This is a genomic window from Arthrobacter sp. efr-133-TYG-118 (assembly GCF_030209755.1).
Taxonomy (GTDB): Bacteria; Actinomycetota; Actinomycetes; order Actinomycetales; family Micrococcaceae; genus Arthrobacter.
The window spans coordinates 54,608-73,831 of record NZ_JARVRH010000043.1; the positions used below are offsets into that span (position 1 = coordinate 54,608).

Here is a 19,224-nt window from a genome sequence, read left to right on the forward strand (position 1 = left end):
CAGAATCAACATACCCGCAGCTCAGAGCCAAACTAAGAGCCCCCTGTCGGATTCGAACCGACGACCCCCGCTTTACAAGAGCGGTGCTCTGGCCAACTGAGCTAAGGAGGCGCGCCCCGGCAAACCGGAGCTAGTACGCGCGAGCGCTAGATAAGGGTAGCCCAAGACCTCCCGCCCACGGAAATTCCGCGGGCGCCGGCCGGTGCGACCCTCGCCGCGCCTGCCGGTGCGGCACCCGCCGTCGTACGACGGCGGGTGCGGCACCGCGCCGCCATACAGCGAGTGCCGCCTTCCGCCAGGCGTCCGTCAAAATCCGAGAACTACTTCTTCGCCGCGATAGCCGCATTCAGGACGGTCATGAAGTCCGACTTGTTGTCCCACGGCTGGCCGTCGACGAAGACGGTGGGCGTGCCGGAGATCCCGATGTTCTTGGCCTCCTGGGTGACCACTTTGACGAACGGCCGATAGGTCTTGTTGTCGATGCAAGAGTCGATATTGGCCGATCCTGCCTGGGTGGCCAACTTCTTGAGGTCGTTGTCCGAAATGCCTGCGCTGCCCTCGGCGGGCTGCTGTGCGTACAGCAGGTCCACGAGTGCCGAGTACTTGTCCGGCGACGTGTTGGCCACGCACGCTGCGGCGTTGGCGGCGCGGGACGAGTAGTTGGTGCTGGAGCTGGCGTCCAGGAAGCCGAACGGACGGTACTCCAGGGTGATCTTGCCGTCGTTGCGCAACTGGGTCAGCTGCTGGCTGTACGTGGTCTCGAAGTTCTTGCAAATCGGGCAGATGAAGTCAATGTAGGCCACAACCTTGACCGGTTTGCCAGCTTCAGCCTCGGCGCCGGGAGCAGTCACGGTGGTGGGTGCGGTGGCCGGGGCTGACGGCAGGGACGCCAGGCTAACGGTGCCGGCGGCCACCTTCGTCACATCGGTGCCCTTCAGCAGCGTCACGCCGCCGTGCGCGTTGGCGTTCGCCGGCGTCGGGCCCTGATCGGCGATCGGGGCATTGTTGGCAATGTTCTGGGTGACCACGAGGGCAATGACCGCGAGGATCGCCACGACGGCAACCACGATGCCCCATCCGATGAGCAACTTATTGCGCTTGTCTTTCTTCAGCTGAGCTTCGCGGATCTCGCGGGCCTTTTCGCGGGCCTGGGCGGTGCGCTCTGCCTTGGACAGGCGTGGTTCGTTTGCGGGGCTCATCAGTTCCTCGTGATTGATCGACGGCGTTGGTTGTAGCAATGGCAACGGGGCCAGTTTACGGGAGAAGACTGCCAGCTTTGCTGGGGTCTTCGACTCCAGTCTGACGAACGAGCAAGTGTCCTTGATGATTCCCGCCGGTAGGGTGGGAGATGAGTCACAAGCAACTCCAAGGGGCAGCAATGCAAGAAACGGCAAGCGAAAAAATCGACAGCGCACCCGAAGGCAATCAGGCTCCAAAGGCCCGGAAACACGATTTCATGGTGGTCTCCAACCGCCTTCCAGTAGACCGTTACACGAGCGATGACGGGGAAAACGGCGAGGAAGGTTGGCGCCGCTCTCCGGGCGGCCTGGTGACTGCCCTCGCGCCGATGATGACCAAGACCGACGGCGCGTGGGTGGGCTGGCACGGCGCCCCGGACGAAGCGTTGGAGCCCTTCAGCCACGGAGGCATGGACCTGATTCCCGTGGACCTCAGCACGGACGATGTTGAGCTCTATTACGAAGGCTTCTCCAACGCCACCCTCTGGCCGCTCTACCACGACGTCATTGCCCCTCCGGAGTTCCACCGAACATGGTGGGACAGCTACCGCCGGGTCAACCGGCGGTTCGCCGACGCGGTCATCCAGCATGCGGACCACGGAGCCACTGTCTGGGTTCAGGACTACCAGCTCCAGCTCGTGCCGAGCATTCTGCGCCAGGCTCGCCCGGACCTGCGCATCGGTTTCTTCAACCACATCCCGTTCCCGCCGCCGGAGATCTTCGCCCAATTGCCGTGGCGCCAGGCCATCATCGAAGGCCTGCTCGGCGCTGACTTGGTGGGTTTCCAGCGCCCCAGTGACGCGGCAAATTTCATGCGCTCGGCACGCCGCTTCATTGGCGCGAGCGTCAAACAGCAACAGATCCACGTCAAGGGACCGGATGGCCGGATCACCCATATTGCCCGCGCTCAGGCCTTCCCGATCTCCATCGCCGTGGATCAGATCAGCGAACTCGCGGGGCGCCCGGACATCATCGAGCGTGCCCGGCAGATCCGCCAGGACCTCGGCAACCCCAAAACGATCCTCCTGGGCGTGGACCGCCTCGACTACACCAAGGGCATCCCCCACCGCTTGAAGGCCTTCGAGGAACTCCTCAAGGAAGGACGGCTCACCGTGGAGGACGCCACGCTGATCCAGGTGGCGAGCCCGAGCCGCGAGCGCGTGCGGCAGTACAGGCTCCTGCGTGAGGAAATTGAAGGCACCGTGGGCCACATCAACGGCAGCTACGACACGATGCAGAACACGGCCGTTCGCTACCTCCACCACAGCTACCCGATTGAGGAGATGGTGGCCCTGTACCTTGCGGCCGACGTCATGCTGGTGACGGCGTTGCGCGACGGCATGAACCTCGTGGCCAAGGAATATGTCACAGCCCGGACCAACAACACGGGCGCCTTGGTCCTCAGTGAGTTCACTGGCGCGGCCGATCAACTCAAGCAAGCACTCCTCATGAATCCGCACGACATCGACGGGCTCAAGAACACCATCATGAGGGCCGTGCACCTGCCCCCGAACGAATCCCGCCGCCGTATGAAGTCCATGCGCAAGCAAATCCTCGACCACGACGTCGATCATTGGTCCGCCGAGTTCCTCTCGGCCCTAGCAGAAATCGTGGTGCGCGATGACTCCTGAGACAGCAGCCACTCCCCCGCTGAGCCTGCCGCCCGAACTGCTCGACGCCGTCCGCAGGATCGCGGGCACCGAGCACCTTTTGGTGGCCATGGACTTTGACGGCACCATCTCCCCGATCGTGGACCACGCCGACGCCGCGCGCCCACTCCGGCGCTCAGCCGCCGCTTTCGCTGAACTCGCCAAACTTCCGAGGACGACGACGGCGCTCATCTCCGGGCGGGCACTGGCCAGCCTCCGGGCGGTCGCCTCGCCTCCTGAGGCCACGCTGCTGATAGGCAGCCATGGCGCGGAGGCCTGGATGGGCCCCGGCTCGGCGGAGCTTCGGCTCGACGACGCCCAAAGGGAGCTCCTCGCCGAAGTCCGCGAGGTCCTGGCCGGAATCTCGCAGGAAGCTCCGGGGACCGTCCTTGAGGACAAGCCCGCCGGCGTCGTACTCCACACCCGGCGCGCCGCCGATGACGTGGCGGAGGACGCTGTCGCGGCCGCGCGGGCGGTCCTTGAAGGCCGGCCCGGGGTCTTCCTCAAGAACGGCAAGCGGGTTCTCGAGACCTCCGTGGTGCATTCCTCCAAAGGCGAGGCGGTCGAGTTCCTGCGCCAGGCCACCTCCGCCACCGGAATCCTTTTTGCCGGCGACGACGTGACGGACGAGGACGCGATCGCCAGGCTTGGCGCCGGCGACGTCGGGGTGAAGGTCGGGCTGGATTTCACCCAGGCCGAGTTCCGCGTCGAGGCCCCTGTCTACGTCGCCGAACTCCTGGAGGCGGTCCTTCGCGAGCGTCGCCGCGAAGTCTCGGGAGACTCATCTCACATGTGACATTCGTAACATTTAGGCGAATAACCCGGGCTACTGCCATACTCTTGGTGGTGATGTGGCGCACAACTACCGTGCGGCGTCACTCAGTCTCCCTTGCCCGGGCCCAGCCCAGGGCGGGGAGTCCAACTGAATAAACATGAACCATTCACAACGGATCGTCCGGCACGTACCTGCCGGTGAAGGGATTGATAACTGTGGCAACAGTTACTTTTGATAACGCTACGCGTCTGTACCCGGGCACAGATAAGCCCGCCGTCGATAAGCTCAACATCGACATCGCCGATGGCGAATTCCTGGTCCTCGTTGGACCCTCCGGTTGCGGTAAGTCCACCTCCCTGCGCATGCTCGCAGGCCTCGAGGATGTGAACTCCGGCCGTATTCTGATCGGTGACCGCGACGTAACGGACGTCCCGCCGAAGGACCGCGACATCGCAATGGTCTTCCAGAACTACGCTCTGTACCCGCACATGACTGTTGCGGACAACATGGGCTTCGCCCTCAAGATCGCCGGCGTCTCCAAGGAAGAGCGCGCCGAGCGTGTCCGCGAAGCAGCCAAGCTTCTTGACCTCGAGCTCTACCTGGACCGCAAGCCCAAGGCACTGTCCGGTGGCCAGCGTCAGCGCGTTGCCATGGGCCGCGCAATCGTCCGTAACCCGCAGGTCTTCCTCATGGATGAGCCCCTTTCCAACTTGGACGCCAAGCTCCGCGTCCAGACCCGCACCCAGATCGCGTCGCTGACCCGCCGCCTCGGCGTCACCACGGTCTACGTGACCCACGACCAGGTCGAGGCCATGACCATGGGTGACCGCGTTGCCGTTCTCAAGGACGGCCTGCTGCAGCAGGTAGACACCCCTCGCAACCTGTACGACCGTCCGAAGAACGTCTTCGTTGCCGGCTTCATCGGCTCCCCCGCCATGAACCTGCTGGAACTGCCCGTCGTCGACGGCGGCGTCCAGTTCGGTGGCACGGTCTACCCGGTCCCGCACGATGTCCTCGAAGAGGCACACGGCAAGACCGTCACGCTCGGTTCCCGTCCGGAAGACCTCGAGACCGTTGGTGCCGGCGAAGGCCTTGAGGTTGAGGTTGACGTCGTCGAAGAGCTCGGCGCCGACGCCTACGTCTACGGCCACACCACGCTTGACGGTAAGAGCCACGACATCGTGGCCCGCGTCGACGGCCGCCGCCCCCCGATGAAGGGCGAGTCCATCTTCGTTCGTCCGCAGTCGGGCCACGTGCACTTGTTCGACACCAAGTCGGGCCTGCGTCTGGGCGACTAACAGCCTCACCGCATTACCGACGGCGGCCCTTCCGAGTGGACGGGCCGCCGTCGTCGTTAATAGCAGCCTCCATACGGAAGAATTGATCCCATGACTGAGCAAAGCGGTGCCAAGTGGCATGACGAACCCACCGACTACGCGCAGATCGGCAAACTCCCGCGCACCGAGGCTGCCAGTGCCAATGACGTCGCGCCACCGGCGAGCGTGATCGGATCCCTCAACATCACTGCCGCGGCGGCGGATCCCGAGCTACTGGACCTGCCGTGGCACATCGCCCTTGAGGACTGGCCTGCCGCGAACCTGGCCGCCCTGCCCCGCGGTATTTCCCGGCACATCGTTCGTTTCGCGCACCTCGCCGGTTCCGTCATCGCCATCAAGGAAACGTCCGAGCACGTTGCCCGGCACGAGTACCACATGCTCCGCAAGCTGGCACGGATGGATGTGCCTTGCGTCGAGCCGGTTGCGGTCATCACCGGCCGTACCACCATTGACGGCAAGCCGCTGAACCCCGTGCTGGTCACCCGGCACCTCAAGTTCTCCATGCCGTACCGGGCGCTCTTCTCCCAGATGCTGCGCCGGGACACCCTGACAAGGCTCATCGACGCCCAAGCGCTGCTTCTGGTGCGCCTGCACCTGATCGGTTTCTATTGGGGCGACGTCTCCTTGTCCAACACCTTGTTCCGCCGCGACGCCGGCGCATTCGCCGCGTACCTTGTGGACGCCGAAACCGGCGAGCTGTACCCCGACCTGTCGGTGGGCCAGCGCGAGTACGATCTGGAGATCGCCCGCGTCAACATCGCCGGGGAACTCATGGACCTGCTCGAAGGCGGCCTCATCGAGGAGAAGGTGGACCCTGTGGCGACGTCGGAGCTCATCATGGACTCGTACCGCCGTCTTTGGGCCGAACTCACCGAAAAGGAATCGTTCGAGCTCGGCGAACGCTGGCGAGTGGGAGCGCGCATCCGCCGCCTCAACGAACTCGGCTTCGACGTCGAGGAATACGCCATCAAGACCACTGCGGACGGCTCCACCATCCAGCTACAGCCCAAGGTCGTCGACGCCGGCCACCACCAGCGGCGACTTCTCCGCCTCACTGGCCTGGATGCCCAGGAGAACCAGGCCCGCCGGCTGCTCAATGACATGGATTCATTCCGGGCGGACAACAACCCGGACATGGATGAAGAAATCAGCGCCCACACCTGGGTCAGCCAGATCTTCGAGCCCATCGTCCGGTCCATCCCGCGCGACCTCGCAGGCAAGCTTGAGCCGGCGGAAGTGGTCCACGAAGTGCTCGAACACCGCTGGTACATGAGCCAGAAGCAGGACAGCCACATCCCCTTGGCGGAAGCCGTGCAGTCCTACTTGGATACCGTGCTGCGCCACCGGCGTGACGAGGCCGCCATCATGCTGAATCCGGACACGGCGCTGCTCAAGATCCTTGAAGCTGAAACCGAAGAGTCGCGGTACGACGAGGACGAATACCCGGATTCGGACGACTAGCGAGAGGGTTTAGGGCTCCAGCGTCTCCGCGAGTCCCTTAAGCACGGGTTCGCGCCCGAGCTCGATGTGGGAGTACGCCAGCGTGTAGGCGAGATCGGCCTTGCCGCCGAGGATGGCGTTGCACAGTTCCATGTGCTCGTCGCGCTGGAGTTCGTTGCTGCGGTTGTGGGCGAGCCCGAAGATCCACCGCATGCGCCCAAACAGCGGTTTGACCGATTCGATGAGCAGCCGGTTGCCCGACAGCCGGACGATTTCGGCGTGGAACGCCGCGCTGAGGCGTACGACGTCGTCGGTCCGGCCGTCGTCGATCGCTTGCCTCGTGTCGTCGAGGAGTTCCTGCAAGCGACCACCCGGTTCGCCCGCCGCGACGCGGACGGCCGCCATGCGGGCCGCGAACGTTTCCAGGCAGAGCCGCACGTCGAAGAGTTCGTTGACGTCGGCGAGTGTCAATTGGCGCACCACGGCGCCCCGGCGGGGGAAGGTCTCCACGAAACCATCCTGCTCAAGGCGTTGAATGGCTTCCCGCACAGGGATTCGTGAAACGTTGTAAAGCTCGGAGAGCTCCCGCTCGCGCAGCCGCACGCCCTGCTCGTATCTCCCCGCCACGATTCCTTCAAGAACCAGCTGGTAGACCTGTTCGGCCCGGGCTTCGTCGTCGCGGCCAGTCAGCGTTTCGGGCATCGGCTTCGGCCACCCTTCCCTTCCCCATCGTCTTGCATTCCACCCGAGCATACACGGGCGGAAACAGCTCCGGGCCGCTGCGTTCGCGATCAGGGCGATTCCTTTCAAGAGTGACTTGTTTCACGAAATTTGGCTGCTTGGTATTCCAGATAGTGCAATATTTGTGATTTACATCCCATCAAACGTGCTCTACTCTATTTTTGGTATACAAAAAGTCCGGAGCTTACTCCTTGGATCATGAATCGAGCACCCCCGTTGACCCAGCTACAGTCCACCGTCGAAGCTACGGCTGCGAGTCCATCACCCAGCACGTCCCCGATTAGACCCACCGCCGAGGCGCGGTCGCTCCTGGCCACGGCCTGGCTGCGGATCCGCCGGAGCAAGATTGCCTTGTTGAGCCTCGGCGTGGTGGTGGCCATCGTGTTGTTCGCCATCCTCGGTCCGCTGCTCAGCGCCATGTCCGGCAACGATCCATTCACGTCCAACACGAGCCCCGAGGTCCTGGACGACCTCCAGACTCCCGGGTTGCCGCTCCCCGGATACATGTACCCCTCGGCAAGCCATTGGCTGGGCGTGGAACCCGGCCTGGGCCGCGACCTGTTTGCGCGCCTCGCCTACGGTGGCCAGGTATCACTCACCATTGCCCTGCTGTCCACTGCGGTCTCGGTGGTCCTTGGAACCGTGATTGGTGCAGCCGCGGGCTACTTCGGCGGCAAAACGGACGCCATCATCAGCCGCATCATGGATCTCTTCCTCGCCTTCCCGCATCTCTTGCTGGTCCTTTCGCTGACGCCCATCCTGCAGTCACGGCTGCGGGATACCCCGCTGGGCCAAGGCAGCTTCCTCCCCATGGCTTCGCTCGTGATGATCCTGGGCTTCTTCGGCTGGGCATACCTCGCCCGCATCGTCCGGGGCCAGGTGCTGAGCCTCCGCGAGCGCGAGTTCGTCGAGGCTGCGCGGTCCTTCGGTGCCTCGCACTTGAGCGTGCTGTTCCGGCAGATCATTCCCAACGTCATGGGCGTCGTGCTGGTCTACGCCACCATGCTCATCCCCACGAATATTTCCGCAGAAGCCGCGTTGTCCTTCCTCGGGGTCGGCGTCAAGGATCCCACGCCGTCGTGGGGCCAGATGCTCAACGCCGCCCAATCCGGCAACTGGTACCTCAGCGATCCCTGGTTCCTTGCAGTCCCCGGCGCCATGCTCATCGTCACCGTCCTGGCGTTCAACCTGCTCGGAGACGCCGTGCGCGATGCCCTGGACCCGAAGGCCTCGCGCCACTAATCCCCTTCAGTTCCGTTCCACCCACCCCTATGAGGAGCACAATGAATACCCCCAACAGAGCGCTGGCCCTTGCCGTGCTGATCGCCACTGCCGCCACAGGCTGCGCGGCGGGACAGAACCAGCCCGGAACTGCCGCCACCGGCGCTTCGAGCACGGAGCAGGCTCCCGAAGTGGTCAAGCCCGGCTTCACCACCAAGGGCGGCAACATCAACGTCCTGATGTCGTCGGACTTCCAAACCCTGGACCCGGGCAACAGCAACTACGTCCAGACGGCCAACGTCGGCCAGCTGTACTACAGGAACCTCACCATGGCGAAGGAGACGGCCGGCCAGCCGCCCACCATCGTTCCGGACCTCGCCACGGACACGGGCCAGGTGTCCAAAGACGGACTCACTTGGACGTTCACCCTCCAGAAGGGCGTCAAGTTCGAAGACGGCCGCCCCATCACCTCCGCCGACGTCAAGTACGGCATCGAACGCACGTTCGCCCAAGACGTTTACACCCAGGCCCCGCAAGAGCTCAACGCAGCGCTCGACGCCGGCGGCTACAAGGGTCCGTACAAGGATTTTTCCGCCGACCTCAAGGCCGTTGAAACGCCCGACGAACGCACCATCGTCTTCCACTTGAAGAAGCCGTTCGCCGAGTTCCCGGCCTTGGCCTCCCGTTCCAACACCTCGCCTGTCCCGAAGGACAAGGACACCAAACTGGACTACACCAACCACCCGGTGTCGTCGGGCCCGTACATGGTTGATTCGTACAGCCGCGGAAAGTCGCTCAAACTGGTGCGCAACCCGAACTGGGATCCGTCCACCGACCCCAACCGCTCGGCACTTCCGGACACGTTCAGCTTCTCGCTGTCCACTTCGCAGGCCACCATCAGCCAGCAGCTCCTGGCCAATTCCGACCCCAATGCCCTCACCTTGGACTCCAACGGTGCACTGCAGACCTCGGATTCAGCCAAGCTGGCTGATGCCCAGGTCAAAGACCGTGTTGCTTCGGGACTGCTCGGCTGCAACGACGTCCTCAGCCTCAACACCGAGAAGATCTCCGATCCCGATGTCCGCAAGGCGATCGCCCTCGCCCTGGACCGTCAGTCCATCCTGGTCCAGTACGGCGGACGCCGCTTCGGTGAACTCACACAAACCCCGCTCAACGCCAAGATGCGCGGCTACGCAGCCCAGGACCTGGAGATCGACCCCACCGGCAAGCCCAAGCTGGAGGAAGCAAAGAAGCTCCTCGAAGGCAAGAACTACCCCAAGACCCTTAGCTACGGGTATGCCAACAACCGCGACGCCTACAAGAACACAGGCATGGTGATCCAGCAGAACCTCAAGGCCTTGGGCATCGACGTCCAGCTCGTGCCGATCCCGGCTCCGAACTACTACTCCGTTCTGGCCAGTGACCAGCTGCCGGACATTGCGCGGTCGGGCTGGTGCGGCGGCGCCGACCCCGCGTCGGTCCGTACGTCAGCCGATCCCATCCTCGGTCCGAACAACGACGGCACCAGCTACGGCTTCTCCAACACTTCGCGCTACTTCGATCCGCAGATTTCGAAGGCCATGTTCGATCTCCGGAACACGGCCGGGACTTCGGAAGAACTCGGCAAGAAGTGGTCTGAGGAGTTCGGCAAGGCCCTGAAGACCTACCCGATCATCCCGCTCGTCCGCAGCCACACGAACAGCGTGGTGGGCTCCAACATCCGCAATGCCCAAGTGGGCTACTTCTTCGGCGGCATCGACCTCTCGATCGTCGGCGTCGAGCACTAACCAGGCCTAATACACACAACCAGGTTCAGCCCAGAAGGGAGGCGGGCCGCGCGGCTACTGCCGGGCGGCCCGCAAGCAGCACAATGACCAGATTCATCTTTCGCCGGGCAGGCTCCCTGATCCTGCTTCTCGTAGCCGTCAGCTTCATCACCTTCACGCTTTTCCAGCTCGGACCTGCCGATCCTGCGTCGGCCGCTTGCGGCCAGGAGTGCACTCCCGAACGCATCGCGGAAGCCCGCGTGGCCCTCGGCATGGACCATCCTTTCCTGATCCAGTACATCGACTACATGCGCGGTTTGGTCTCGCCGCGGATGATCGGTGCTCCCGGAGCCGAGTCGATCTGCCAGTGGCCATGCCTCGGCAAATCGTTCCAAACCAATGAAAACGTCTCGGACATCATCGCCCGTTCCTTGCCCTACACGCTCTCCATGGCGGTCGGCGCGCTCGTGCTCTGGACCGTTTCCGGCGTCGGGCTCGGTTTGCTGGCCGCCCTTCGCAAGGGATCCGCCACGGACAAGTTCATCGTCGGCGCGGCGTCCGTTGGTGTCTCGCTGCCTATCCCCGTCACCGGCTTGTTCCTGTTGCTGGTTTTCGTCAACCAGTTGCACCTCCTGCCCTTCACGACGAACGAGATCAACAGCCCCTTCGGTCCGCACGGTCCGGGGGCCTGGGTGCTCAACTACTTCCTGCCCTGGGTTGCCCTCGCGGTGCTTTTCAGCGCGGCGTACATCCGGGTCACCCGGACCAACATGATCGAGACCTTCAGCGAGGACTTCATCCGCACGGCCCGTGCCAAGGGCCTGGCGCCCCGAACCGTGACGTTCAAGCACGGCGTCAGGGCCGGTATCACTCCTGTCGTGACCATGCTTGGTATGGACATCGGGCTGCTCCTCGGCGGCGCGGTCCTCACCGAGCAGATCTTCTCCGTCCCTGGACTCGGTTTCACGGCCGTCCGGGCTGCCATTTCCGGCGACCTGCCCGTCACCATGGCCATCACCATGCTGGCCGCTTTCTTCGTCATCGTCGCGAATGTCGTTGTCGACCTCGCCTACGCTGCCATCGATCCCCGAGTGAGGCTCCAATGACCCAGCTCCAACCCAGTCCGGCGGGTCAGCCGGCCACCCGAACTGCGCACCCTGCCACGGGAACCGCCGCGTTCCTGGAGGTCCGCAACCTTTCGGTGAAGTTCCCCACCGACGACGGCCTTGTCTCGGCCGTCAACGGAATGGATTTCTCCTTGGAACGCGGGCAGACCCTCGGCATCGTCGGGGAATCCGGGTCCGGCAAGTCGGTCACCAGCCAGGCGCTCATGGGACTGCTCAAGGGAACCTCCGCTCGCGTCACCGGCCAGGCGTTGTTCCAGGGCAAGGACCTTGTGACACTGCCCGAATCCGGCATGCGGCAGCTTCGCGGCCGGAACATCGGCATGATCTTCCAGGATCCGCTCTCGGCCCTGCATCCCTTCTACACCGTGGGTCATCAGATCGCCGAGGCCTACCTCGTCCACAACAAGGCGAGCAAGAAGCAAGCCCGCGCAGCCGCCGTCGACATGCTCGGAAGGGTGGGCATTCCCAGCCCCGAGCAGCGCTACGACGAATACCCGCACCATTTCTCCGGGGGTATGCGCCAACGCGCCATGATCGCCATGGCCTTGATTTGCGAGCCGGAACTGCTCATCGCGGACGAACCCACCACCGCCCTGGACGTCACCGTGCAGGCACAGATCCTGGACCTCATGTCCGAGCTCCAGGAAGAAACGAACTCGGCCCTCATCCTCATCACCCACGATCTTGGCGTGGTGGCCGAAGTCTGCGATTCCGTGCTGGTCATGTACGGCGGCCAATGCGTCGAATCGGGTCCCGTGGACGAGATCTTCTACGACACACGGCATCCATACACCTTGGGCCTGCTCAAATCGATGCCCACGCTGAGCAGTTCCTCAGGCAGGCTCAACCCCATTCCCGGCCAGCCGCCGTCGCTCCTTGACCTCCCGAAAGGCTGCATTTTCAGCGCCCGGTGCGAGTACGCAGCCCTCGCCGGCGACGGCGTGTGCGCGGGCCAGCGGCCGGAGCTCGTGGTCGAGGAAGGCCACGGAAAGCGCTGCCACTTGAGCGGCCCCCAGATCGTCACCATTCGGAATACGCGTTAGGACCCGCCATGGACACGCAGGCAATTCTCCAGGTGGAGAACCTCCAGAAGCACTTCCCCATCAAAGGCGGGCTGTTCTCAGCCACAGGATCCAAGACCGTCAAAGCGGTCGACGGCGTCTCGTTCAGTCTCGCCCGCGGCCAGACGTTGGGGCTCGTGGGTGAGTCCGGCTGCGGAAAGTCGACCACCGGACGCATGGTCGCGCGGCTCATGGATCCCACGGGCGGGAGGATCCTGATCGACGGCGCGGACATCGGTCAGCTGGGCGGCCGCGATCTGTACAACTTCCGCCGCAAAGTCCAGATGATCTTCCAGGACCCCTTCGCCTCACTCAATCCACGGCAAACCGTGGGCACGGCCATCGCGGCGCCGATGCTGGCGCAAAAGATCAACCCGGCCGGCGGCCTTAAGAACCGGGTCAAGGAACTCCTCGAACAAGTTGGCCTCAAGCCCGAGCACTACAACCGTTTCCCGCATGAGTTCTCCGGCGGCCAACGCCAGCGGGTGGGAATCGCGCGGGCCATCTCGCTGAACCCCTCCGTGATCGTGTGCGACGAACCCGTGTCCGCCCTCGATGTCTCGGTACAGGCGCAAGTGGTCAACTTGCTGCAGGAGATCCAGCGGGACACCGGAGTGGCCTACATCTTCATCGCGCACGATCTTTCCGTGGTCCGCCATATCTCTCATGAGGTGGCGGTGATGTACCTCGGCAAGATCGTGGAACAAGGGCCCAGGGAGGAATTGTTCCGTGATCCCCGGCATCCCTACACGCGAGCGCTCTTGTCCGCGGTGCCCTTGCCGGATCCCCGGGCAGCCCGCCAGCAGCAAAAGATCCGGCTCCGGGGAGATCTACCCTCGCCGGCAAACCCTCCCAGCGGTTGCGTCTTCCGCACCCGGTGTCCGTTGTTCGGCACCTTGGGCGCGGAGCACCAGCAACGCTGCATCAGCGAAATCCCCCGACCAGCCAGCGCGGCTGCCCCGGCCTGCCATCACGCAGGTCTGGAATCCGCAGCCCTAGCTGGTGTGCAATAAGATCCAACATCAAAGGAGCAATACATTGAACACCCTGATTCGCGCCGTCCGCCCCTGGGGACAAGCATTGAGCGATGTCCTGATCACGGACGGCAAGATCACCGGCGTCGAACCCCATGCTTCGGCGCGGGCCGTCCCAGGCGACACGACCGTCGTCGAGGGCCGTGGCCGCCTTCTCGTGCCGTCGTTCTCGGACGTCCATGTGCACCTGGACTCCACCCGCATCGGCCTGCCGTTCCGCGAACACACAGGCGGTCCGGGCGTGTGGACCATGATGATGAACGATCGGCAGAACTGGCGCAACGCCGAGGTTCCGCTGCAGGACCGGGTCAACAACACCCTCGGCCGGATGATCGCGCGCGGAACCACGCGCGTCCGCTCCTATGCCCAGATCGACGTCGATTGCCGCCTCGAGCGTTTCGATGCCGTGATGGCCGCCAAGGAGCAGTTCAAGGGCCAGGCCGACGTCGACATCATCGCGTTCCCGCAGGCCGGGCTTCTCCTTGAGGACGGCACCGTACCCCTCATGGACCAGGCACTCAAGGCCGGCGCCAATGTCATGGGAGGCATCGATCCGTGCAGCCTGGACCGCGACCCTGCCCGGCATCTGGACATCGTCTTCGGACTGGCCGAAAAGTACCAGGTCCCCATTGATATCCACCTCCACGAGCCCGGCGAGCTCGGTGTCTTCAGCACTGACCTGGTGATCGAGCGCACCCGCGCCTTGGGCATGCAAGGCAAGGTCACCATGTCCCACGCCTACCAGCTGGGCAGCGTCTCCGAGGCCACCACGCGCCGCCTCATCGACGAGTTCGCCGAACTGGACATCTCCATGGCGTCCGTGGCGCCGTCCGTTTCGGGCCAGCTGCCCATTCCGCTGCTCGCCGAAGCCGGCGTCCGGATGGGCTTGGGCGAGGACGGCCAGCGCGACTACTGGTCCCCGTACGGCAACACGGACATGCTAGACCGCACTTGGCAGCTCGCTTTCACCCACGGCTTCCGCAAGGACGAACTCATCGAGCACTGCCTCGCGATCGCCACGGTAGGCGGCGCCAGCATCCTTGACCCGTCCGCCACCCGCCTGAAGGGCACGGCACACCGTCCGGGCGTCGAGGTCGGCGATCCCGCCGAACTCCTGCTGCTCGACGGCGAAACCGTCGCCTCCGCCGTCATGGACCGCGGCACCGACCGCACGGTGATCCACCGCGGCAAGGTCGTGGCGGATCAGCTCGAGCTCATCTGAATCCGCGCAAAAGTGGCCGGTCCCGCATTTGAGGGACCGGCCGCTTTCTTGGTTTGCGTGTGTCGGGGGCGCCGACAGCGTATGCCCAACTAGCTCGCATTTGTTGTCGTTATGTGGGCTCATAACGACAACAAATGCGAGTCAGTTGGGCCGACTGGGGGGTCCGTGCGTGGTTTGGTTTGCGCCCTGCCCCGATTGGCTAGCGCCCGACGGCGGCGGGCTCGCCAAGCTGCTCCGCCTCGGCGGCTGCCACGGACACCGCGCGCCCGCGCACGGCGAGGAAACCGGCAACTGCGAGCAGCACCGCTTCCGCCGCCAAGGCCCAAAAGGAAGCGTCCCAGCCGCCAGACCACTCATGCAGGAATCCCGCCCCCAAGGGCCCCAGGGAGGCCAACGCGAAGCCCAAGCCCTGGCTCATGGCGGACAGGCTGCCGGCGCTCTCTGGCCCTGCCGAGCGGATGACTACCAACGCCATTCCCAGCCCGAACCCGGCGCTCTGGACGATCCCCAACAGGCCGACCATGAGGAATTGCAAAGCTACGGGCGCCGTCAAGACTCCAATCAAAGCCGCCGCGACGAGCAGTCCCAGGCCGGGCGCCATAACCTTCAGGACCGCGCGACGCCCCGCGAGAACGGGGGCCAGCAGGCTCGCGGGCAGCCCTGCGACGCTGAACCAGGCCAAGAGCCCTGCTGCGTCGGCCGCGGTCTGGCCCTTCGACACCAGGAACACCGCGAGCCACGAGGTCACGGCGAAATACAGCATGGCTTGCAGCCCGAAGAAAGCTGTCACGGCCCAGGCCGTCCGCTGCTTCCGCAGCGGAATGGTGCCGGCTTCGCTCGTGGCGCCGCCCGCCGTCGTCGTCTCTTGTAAGCCGGCGCCCGACGCCGCTCCGCCGGTCCCGTCCGGGCGTCCGCCTGTTTGACCGGTGCGGTGGATCAACGCGGCCCCTAGCAAGGCGGGAACGGCCCAGACGGCCAGTGCCCAGGCGAGGCTTCCGCCGAGCGCTTGCTGCAGCGGCTGGACGAGTCCTGCGCCAAGCGCCGCGCCCAGCCCGAAGCCCATGGTGCACAGCCCCGTCCACCACCCGGTACCGCGGTTGGCCTTGACGATCTGCGGCACAAGCACGCTGGCAGTCATGATGGATGCTCCTGCGAGGAACGTTCCGGGCAGCAGCAGTCCGGGCACGAGTACGCGGACAAGCAGCGCGGCGGCAAGTACCAGGAGCGCCGCCGCCACGGCCCTGCCGGTGCCCAGGCGACGGGCCAGCCACGGACCGCAAGGAGCCGAGACCCCGAAAGCAAGTACAGGCAGGGCGCCAAGCAGCGGCAGCAAGTGCGCGTCGAGCCCGAATCCTGCCTGCAGCTGCCCCATGGTGCCGGCGATCGTCGTAATGGCCGGACGAAGGTTGATGGAGACAAGCGCCAGTGCAACGAGTACCCACGCGGTCCTCCGAGCGGCGCTCGCGGAAGTACCGCGGCGCGGCGGGTGTGCTTGTCCCATGATTGCCTCCCTCGACCTCAATTTGGTATACTAAACAAGATTAGGGGTATCGGGAATCAAAGTAAACTGGCGCAAAAAGGCGGCTGAGTGTGACGCGAGATCTTGGCGATCAGATTTGGAATACCAACGGTCTAGATGGCCTTGCCGGGGTTGAAGATTCCGGCTGGGTCGAAAAGCTTTTTGATGCGGTGCTGCAGCTCGCGGATGGGCGCGGGCTGCTCAAGGCCGAGCCAGCGCAGCTTGTACTGCCCCACCCCGTGCTCGCCTGTGATGGTTCCGCCCATCTCCAGCGCGGCATCGATGGAGTCGTCCAAGGCCTTGTTAAGGCGGGACATGGCATCGGCGTCCACTTCCGTGTCCACACGGTCCACCCAGAAGGTGGGGTGCAGGTTGCCGTCGCCGGCATGGGCCACCACCTTGAGCCGGACATCGTGGGTGACGGCCATGGCCTCGAGCGCGGCCACGTAGTCGACAAGCCGCGACCTCGGAACGGCGACGTCCTCGCCTACCCGGTATTCGTTATCCACTTCGTCGCCCCGACTCGAGCGCCGCATGTCGATGAGGCGCTCGGCTTCCGCATTCGATTCCGCCGTGACCGTGGCGCCGCCGGACGCGAGCACTTCCCGCACCAGCGCTGCCTCCGCAGCAGCTCCCAAACCGTCTGTCTGGATCAGCAGCAGCGCCTGCCCGCGTTCTCCGAGGTCCGAACCGTACAGTTCGTCGAGCTGGGCCAGCGTACCGGCGTCCAGCATTTCCATGATGGCGGGCTGAACTCGCGCCTTTCCGACCGCAAGGACTCCCGCAGCGGCACCGCGGAAGTCCGGATAGAACGCCGCCATTGTCTGTACCTCGCGGGGCAGGTAGCGCAGGCGCACCGTCACGCCCACCACGATTCCCAGGGTGCCCTCGGATCCCACAAACAGTGCCGTGAGATCGTATCCGGCCACGCCTTTGAAGGTCTGGTGCCCTGTGTGGATGAGCGATCCATCGGCCAGGACGACGTCGAGCGCCAGCACCGAGTCCCTGGTCACGCCGTATTTGGCGCAGCGCAAGCCGCCGGCGTTCGTGGCCACATTGCCGCCGATCGTGGACATTTTGTAGCTCGCGGGGTCCGGCGCGTACATGAGGCCGTGTTCAGCCGCGGCGGCGTTCAGGTCAGCGTTCACCACGCCAGGTTCGACCACGGCGGTCTCATCGTCCGCGTTGAGCTGCAGGATGCGGTTCATGAGTTCCAGGCTGAGCACGATACACCCTTGGCTGGCATGGGCGCCGCCGGAAACTCCGGTGCCGGCGCCGCGGGCGACAATCGGAACCCCGTGCTTGGCGCAACTGCGCACAACGTGCTGCACGTCTTCAACGGATTCGGCGAACACCACGGCAAGAGGCAGCTGCAAGTCGAGGACTGGTCCTAGGTCTGCCGCATAGCTCGTTCGAGTGCGTTCGTCCACGGCGACTTGCCCCGGAGTGAGGGCGGCCCCTAGCTCATCGATGAACCCGCCAGGGCTTGTGCTTTGGCGGATCGGCCCGGAGGGCGGAATCCGGCGCGCCATGACAATTTCCATCCTGGCTTTGTCCTGCGGATACGGTCGGCTGGCGCCGGTGTATTCAAATCCGTGCCGCTCGTAGAACGCCTTGGCGCGCGCGTTATCCTCGTGGACACCCAGTTCGATCACGCCGGCTCCAAGCTCGGCGCCTGCTACGTCGCAAGCCTCATCAAGCAACTGGTCAGCCAGTCCGAGGCCGCGGTGTTCAGGTGCTACGTAGACGCTGATCAGCATGGCTTGCAGCGCCTCGGACGGGTCCTGTGGCTGCTTGACGACCACGCGCATGAGTCCATTGATCCGGCTGCCGTCCGCACCGTCATCCGCCACGAGGGTAACGCTCGAGTCGCCCGACATCGTGGCTGCCCGCTCTTGCCATTGAGTGTCAGTCTGGCGCCGAGCGGCTGCCAGGCTCTCCACGTAGGCCATCGGGGTGTCCGACAGCATTTCCAACCGGACGTCGCGAAGCAACTGCCAGTCGGCCGCTTGGAGACGACGGATTCTATTCACTTCCGCCGCCCATGAATCGGACATAGCGCTCAAGGACTCCGGGCCAGTCAGCCGCGTAGTCCGCACGGGTTTGCGCGGGGTGTTCGGCGCCTTCCCAGCCGTCGTGCACCAGGCGAACCTCCGTACCACCGTCGACCGCGCGGAAGGCCAGGCGAAGTTCGGTGGACCACATCGCGGTGCTGCCCGGATACCAGCTCGCATGGAAGGACAACGGTGGCTGCCAATCGTCGATCGTCCCCCATATCGAGGTGCGTCCGTCGTCAGCGGTCTCCAGGATCAAATTCTCCTCGAACTCAACGTGCGAACCTGCCCCGAAGACGCTGTGGTCCTCCATCGGCCACCAGAGATGCGGGTGATCGGTAAAGCCCATGAAGGCATGCGCAACCGGCGAAGGCACGACGACGGTGCACACTACGGGGTCCAGCTCACCGGTTTGCTCAGGCTGGGGTTCGGAGTCCGGCGCGAGGTGACTAAAGAGGCTCTCCATGTGCACCAACTTTACCGCCCAGCGAAGCGCCCGACTCCGGACCCAACCCGCTCCCTCTCAAACGCCCGCTCAGGTATGCCGGGTCCCGGCCCGACGCCCGCTGTCCCCTGCTGACGGGGGACTGTCCGTTTAGGGGTCGATTCGAGATTGGCATTTAGTTGATTCTTCCTTCGAAGGTGATGGCGAAGGCGTTGAGGGCCGGCTTCCATCGCATGGCCCATCGTGCCCTGCCTTTGCCGGCGGAGTCCGGTCCGGCTGGTGGGTGAGCGGGCGTCGGCCCGCAACCGTTCAAAGGTGAGCGGGGGTGGGGATTTCCGGGTCATAGGTGAGCGGGCGTCGGCCCGCAACCGTTCATAGGTGAGCGGGCGTCGGCCCGCAACCGTTCAAAGGTGAGCGGGGGTGTGGGATTTCCGGGTCATAGGTGAGCGGGCGTCCGCCGACAACCGTTGATAGGTGAGCCGGGGTGTGTTGGGGGGTGTTTAAATGGGTCAGGCCCCGACATGGTGTGTCGGGGCCTGGCCGTTAATGGTTGTCCGGCGGTGTCCTACTCTCCCACACCCTCCCGGGTGCAGTA

Annotated in this window: 15 protein-coding genes, 1 tRNA gene and 1 pseudogene; 10 read left to right on the forward strand and 7 right to left on the reverse strand. The window is 64.5% G+C overall.

The genetic code is table 11. The annotated features are described in order from the left end of the window. Window positions 1-37 precede the first annotated feature (37 nt). A tRNA-Thr gene (locus QRN59_RS24165) sits at window positions 38-111 on the reverse strand. 209 nt (window positions 112-320) lie between these two features. Next, window positions 321-1,199: a DsbA family protein gene (locus QRN59_RS24170; protein ID WP_284984966.1), complete on the reverse strand. Its 879-nt coding sequence runs from the start codon at window positions 1,197-1,199 to the stop codon at window positions 321-323. Window positions 1,200-1,378: 179 nt separating this feature from the next. Between QRN59_RS24170 and QRN59_RS24175 the strand changes: the two genes are divergently transcribed. The 4 genes from QRN59_RS24175 to QRN59_RS24190 all read left to right on the forward strand — a co-directional run bounded on the left by QRN59_RS24175 (window position 1,379) and on the right by QRN59_RS24190 (window position 6,460). Then, a complete protein-coding gene (locus QRN59_RS24175; RefSeq protein ID WP_284984967.1) occupies window positions 1,379-2,869 on the forward strand; it encodes an alpha,alpha-trehalose-phosphate synthase (UDP-forming) in 1,491 nt (496 codons plus the stop codon). Beyond that, on the forward strand, window positions 2,859-3,683 hold the full coding sequence (otsB, locus tag QRN59_RS24180; RefSeq protein ID WP_284984968.1) for a trehalose-phosphatase: 825 nt from the start codon (window positions 2,859-2,861) through the stop codon (window positions 3,681-3,683). The genes QRN59_RS24175 and otsB overlap by 11 nt, the downstream gene beginning before the upstream one ends. A 194-nt stretch (window positions 3,684-3,877) precedes the next feature. Beyond that, entirely contained in the window at window positions 3,878-4,960 is a 1,083-nt protein-coding gene (locus QRN59_RS24185; RefSeq protein ID WP_234751365.1) for an ABC transporter ATP-binding protein, read from the forward strand. Between the two features lie 90 nt (window positions 4,961-5,050). After that, complete coding sequence (locus QRN59_RS24190; RefSeq protein WP_284984969.1) at window positions 5,051-6,460, forward strand: DUF4032 domain-containing protein; 1,410 nt, start codon at window positions 5,051-5,053, stop codon at window positions 6,458-6,460. Between the two features lie 9 nt (window positions 6,461-6,469). On the opposite strand, the gene QRN59_RS24195 is transcribed toward QRN59_RS24190, so the two are convergent. Beyond that, complete coding sequence (locus tag QRN59_RS24195; RefSeq protein ID WP_284984970.1) at window positions 6,470-7,141, reverse strand: GntR family transcriptional regulator; 672 nt, start codon at window positions 7,139-7,141, stop codon at window positions 6,470-6,472. Between the two features lie 237 nt (window positions 7,142-7,378). On the opposite strand from QRN59_RS24195, the gene QRN59_RS24200 reads away from it, so the two are divergent. The 6 genes from QRN59_RS24200 to QRN59_RS24225 all read left to right on the forward strand — a co-directional run bounded on the left by QRN59_RS24200 (window position 7,379) and on the right by QRN59_RS24225 (window position 14,611). Beyond that, entirely contained in the window at window positions 7,379-8,422 is a 1,044-nt protein-coding gene (locus tag QRN59_RS24200) for an ABC transporter permease (RefSeq protein ID WP_284984971.1), read from the forward strand. A gap of 41 nt (window positions 8,423-8,463) precedes the next feature. After that, window positions 8,464-10,188 (forward strand): ABC transporter substrate-binding protein, encoded by a 1,725-nt coding sequence (locus QRN59_RS24205; protein WP_284984972.1) that lies wholly within the window; start codon window positions 8,464-8,466, stop codon window positions 10,186-10,188. Between the two features lie 83 nt (window positions 10,189-10,271). Further along, window positions 10,272-11,273, forward strand: coding sequence for an ABC transporter permease (locus QRN59_RS24210; RefSeq protein WP_284984973.1), 1,002 nt, complete (start codon window positions 10,272-10,274; stop codon window positions 11,271-11,273). Next, window positions 11,270-12,337: an ABC transporter ATP-binding protein gene (locus QRN59_RS24215; protein WP_284984974.1), complete on the forward strand. Its 1,068-nt coding sequence runs from the start codon at window positions 11,270-11,272 to the stop codon at window positions 12,335-12,337. The genes QRN59_RS24210 and QRN59_RS24215 overlap by 4 nt, the downstream gene beginning before the upstream one ends. Window positions 12,338-12,345: 8 nt before the next feature. Next, a complete protein-coding gene (locus QRN59_RS24220; protein ID WP_284984975.1) occupies window positions 12,346-13,368 on the forward strand; it encodes an ABC transporter ATP-binding protein in 1,023 nt (340 codons plus the stop codon). 25 nt (window positions 13,369-13,393) lie between these two features. Next, window positions 13,394-14,611: an amidohydrolase family protein gene (locus QRN59_RS24225; RefSeq protein ID WP_284984976.1), complete on the forward strand. Its 1,218-nt coding sequence runs from the start codon at window positions 13,394-13,396 to the stop codon at window positions 14,609-14,611. 199 nt (window positions 14,612-14,810) lie between these two features. Here QRN59_RS24225 and QRN59_RS24230 read toward each other — a convergent pair whose 3' ends face one another. The 4 genes and pseudogenes from QRN59_RS24230 to QRN59_RS24245 form a co-directional block, all read right to left on the reverse strand. Continuing rightward, window positions 14,811-16,112 (reverse strand): MFS transporter, encoded by a 1,302-nt coding sequence (locus tag QRN59_RS24230; protein ID WP_284984977.1) that lies wholly within the window; start codon window positions 16,110-16,112, stop codon window positions 14,811-14,813. 131 nt (window positions 16,113-16,243) lie between these two features. Further along, window positions 16,244-17,662 carry an FAD-binding oxidoreductase gene (locus QRN59_RS24235; RefSeq protein WP_284984979.1) on the reverse strand — a complete coding sequence of 473 codons (1,419 nt, stop codon included), beginning with the start codon at window positions 17,660-17,662 and terminating at the stop codon, window positions 16,244-16,246. 54 nt (window positions 17,663-17,716) lie between these two features. Beyond that, window positions 17,717-18,187: pseudogene (locus QRN59_RS24590) on the reverse strand (GNAT family N-acetyltransferase); the annotation flags it as partial. After that, window positions 18,156-18,650, reverse strand: a complete 495-nt coding sequence (locus tag QRN59_RS24245; RefSeq protein WP_284984978.1) for an SRPBCC family protein — start codon at window positions 18,648-18,650, stop codon at window positions 18,156-18,158. The pseudogene QRN59_RS24590 and the gene QRN59_RS24245, both read right to left, overlap by 32 nt. Window positions 18,651-19,224: the final 574 nt, after the last annotated feature.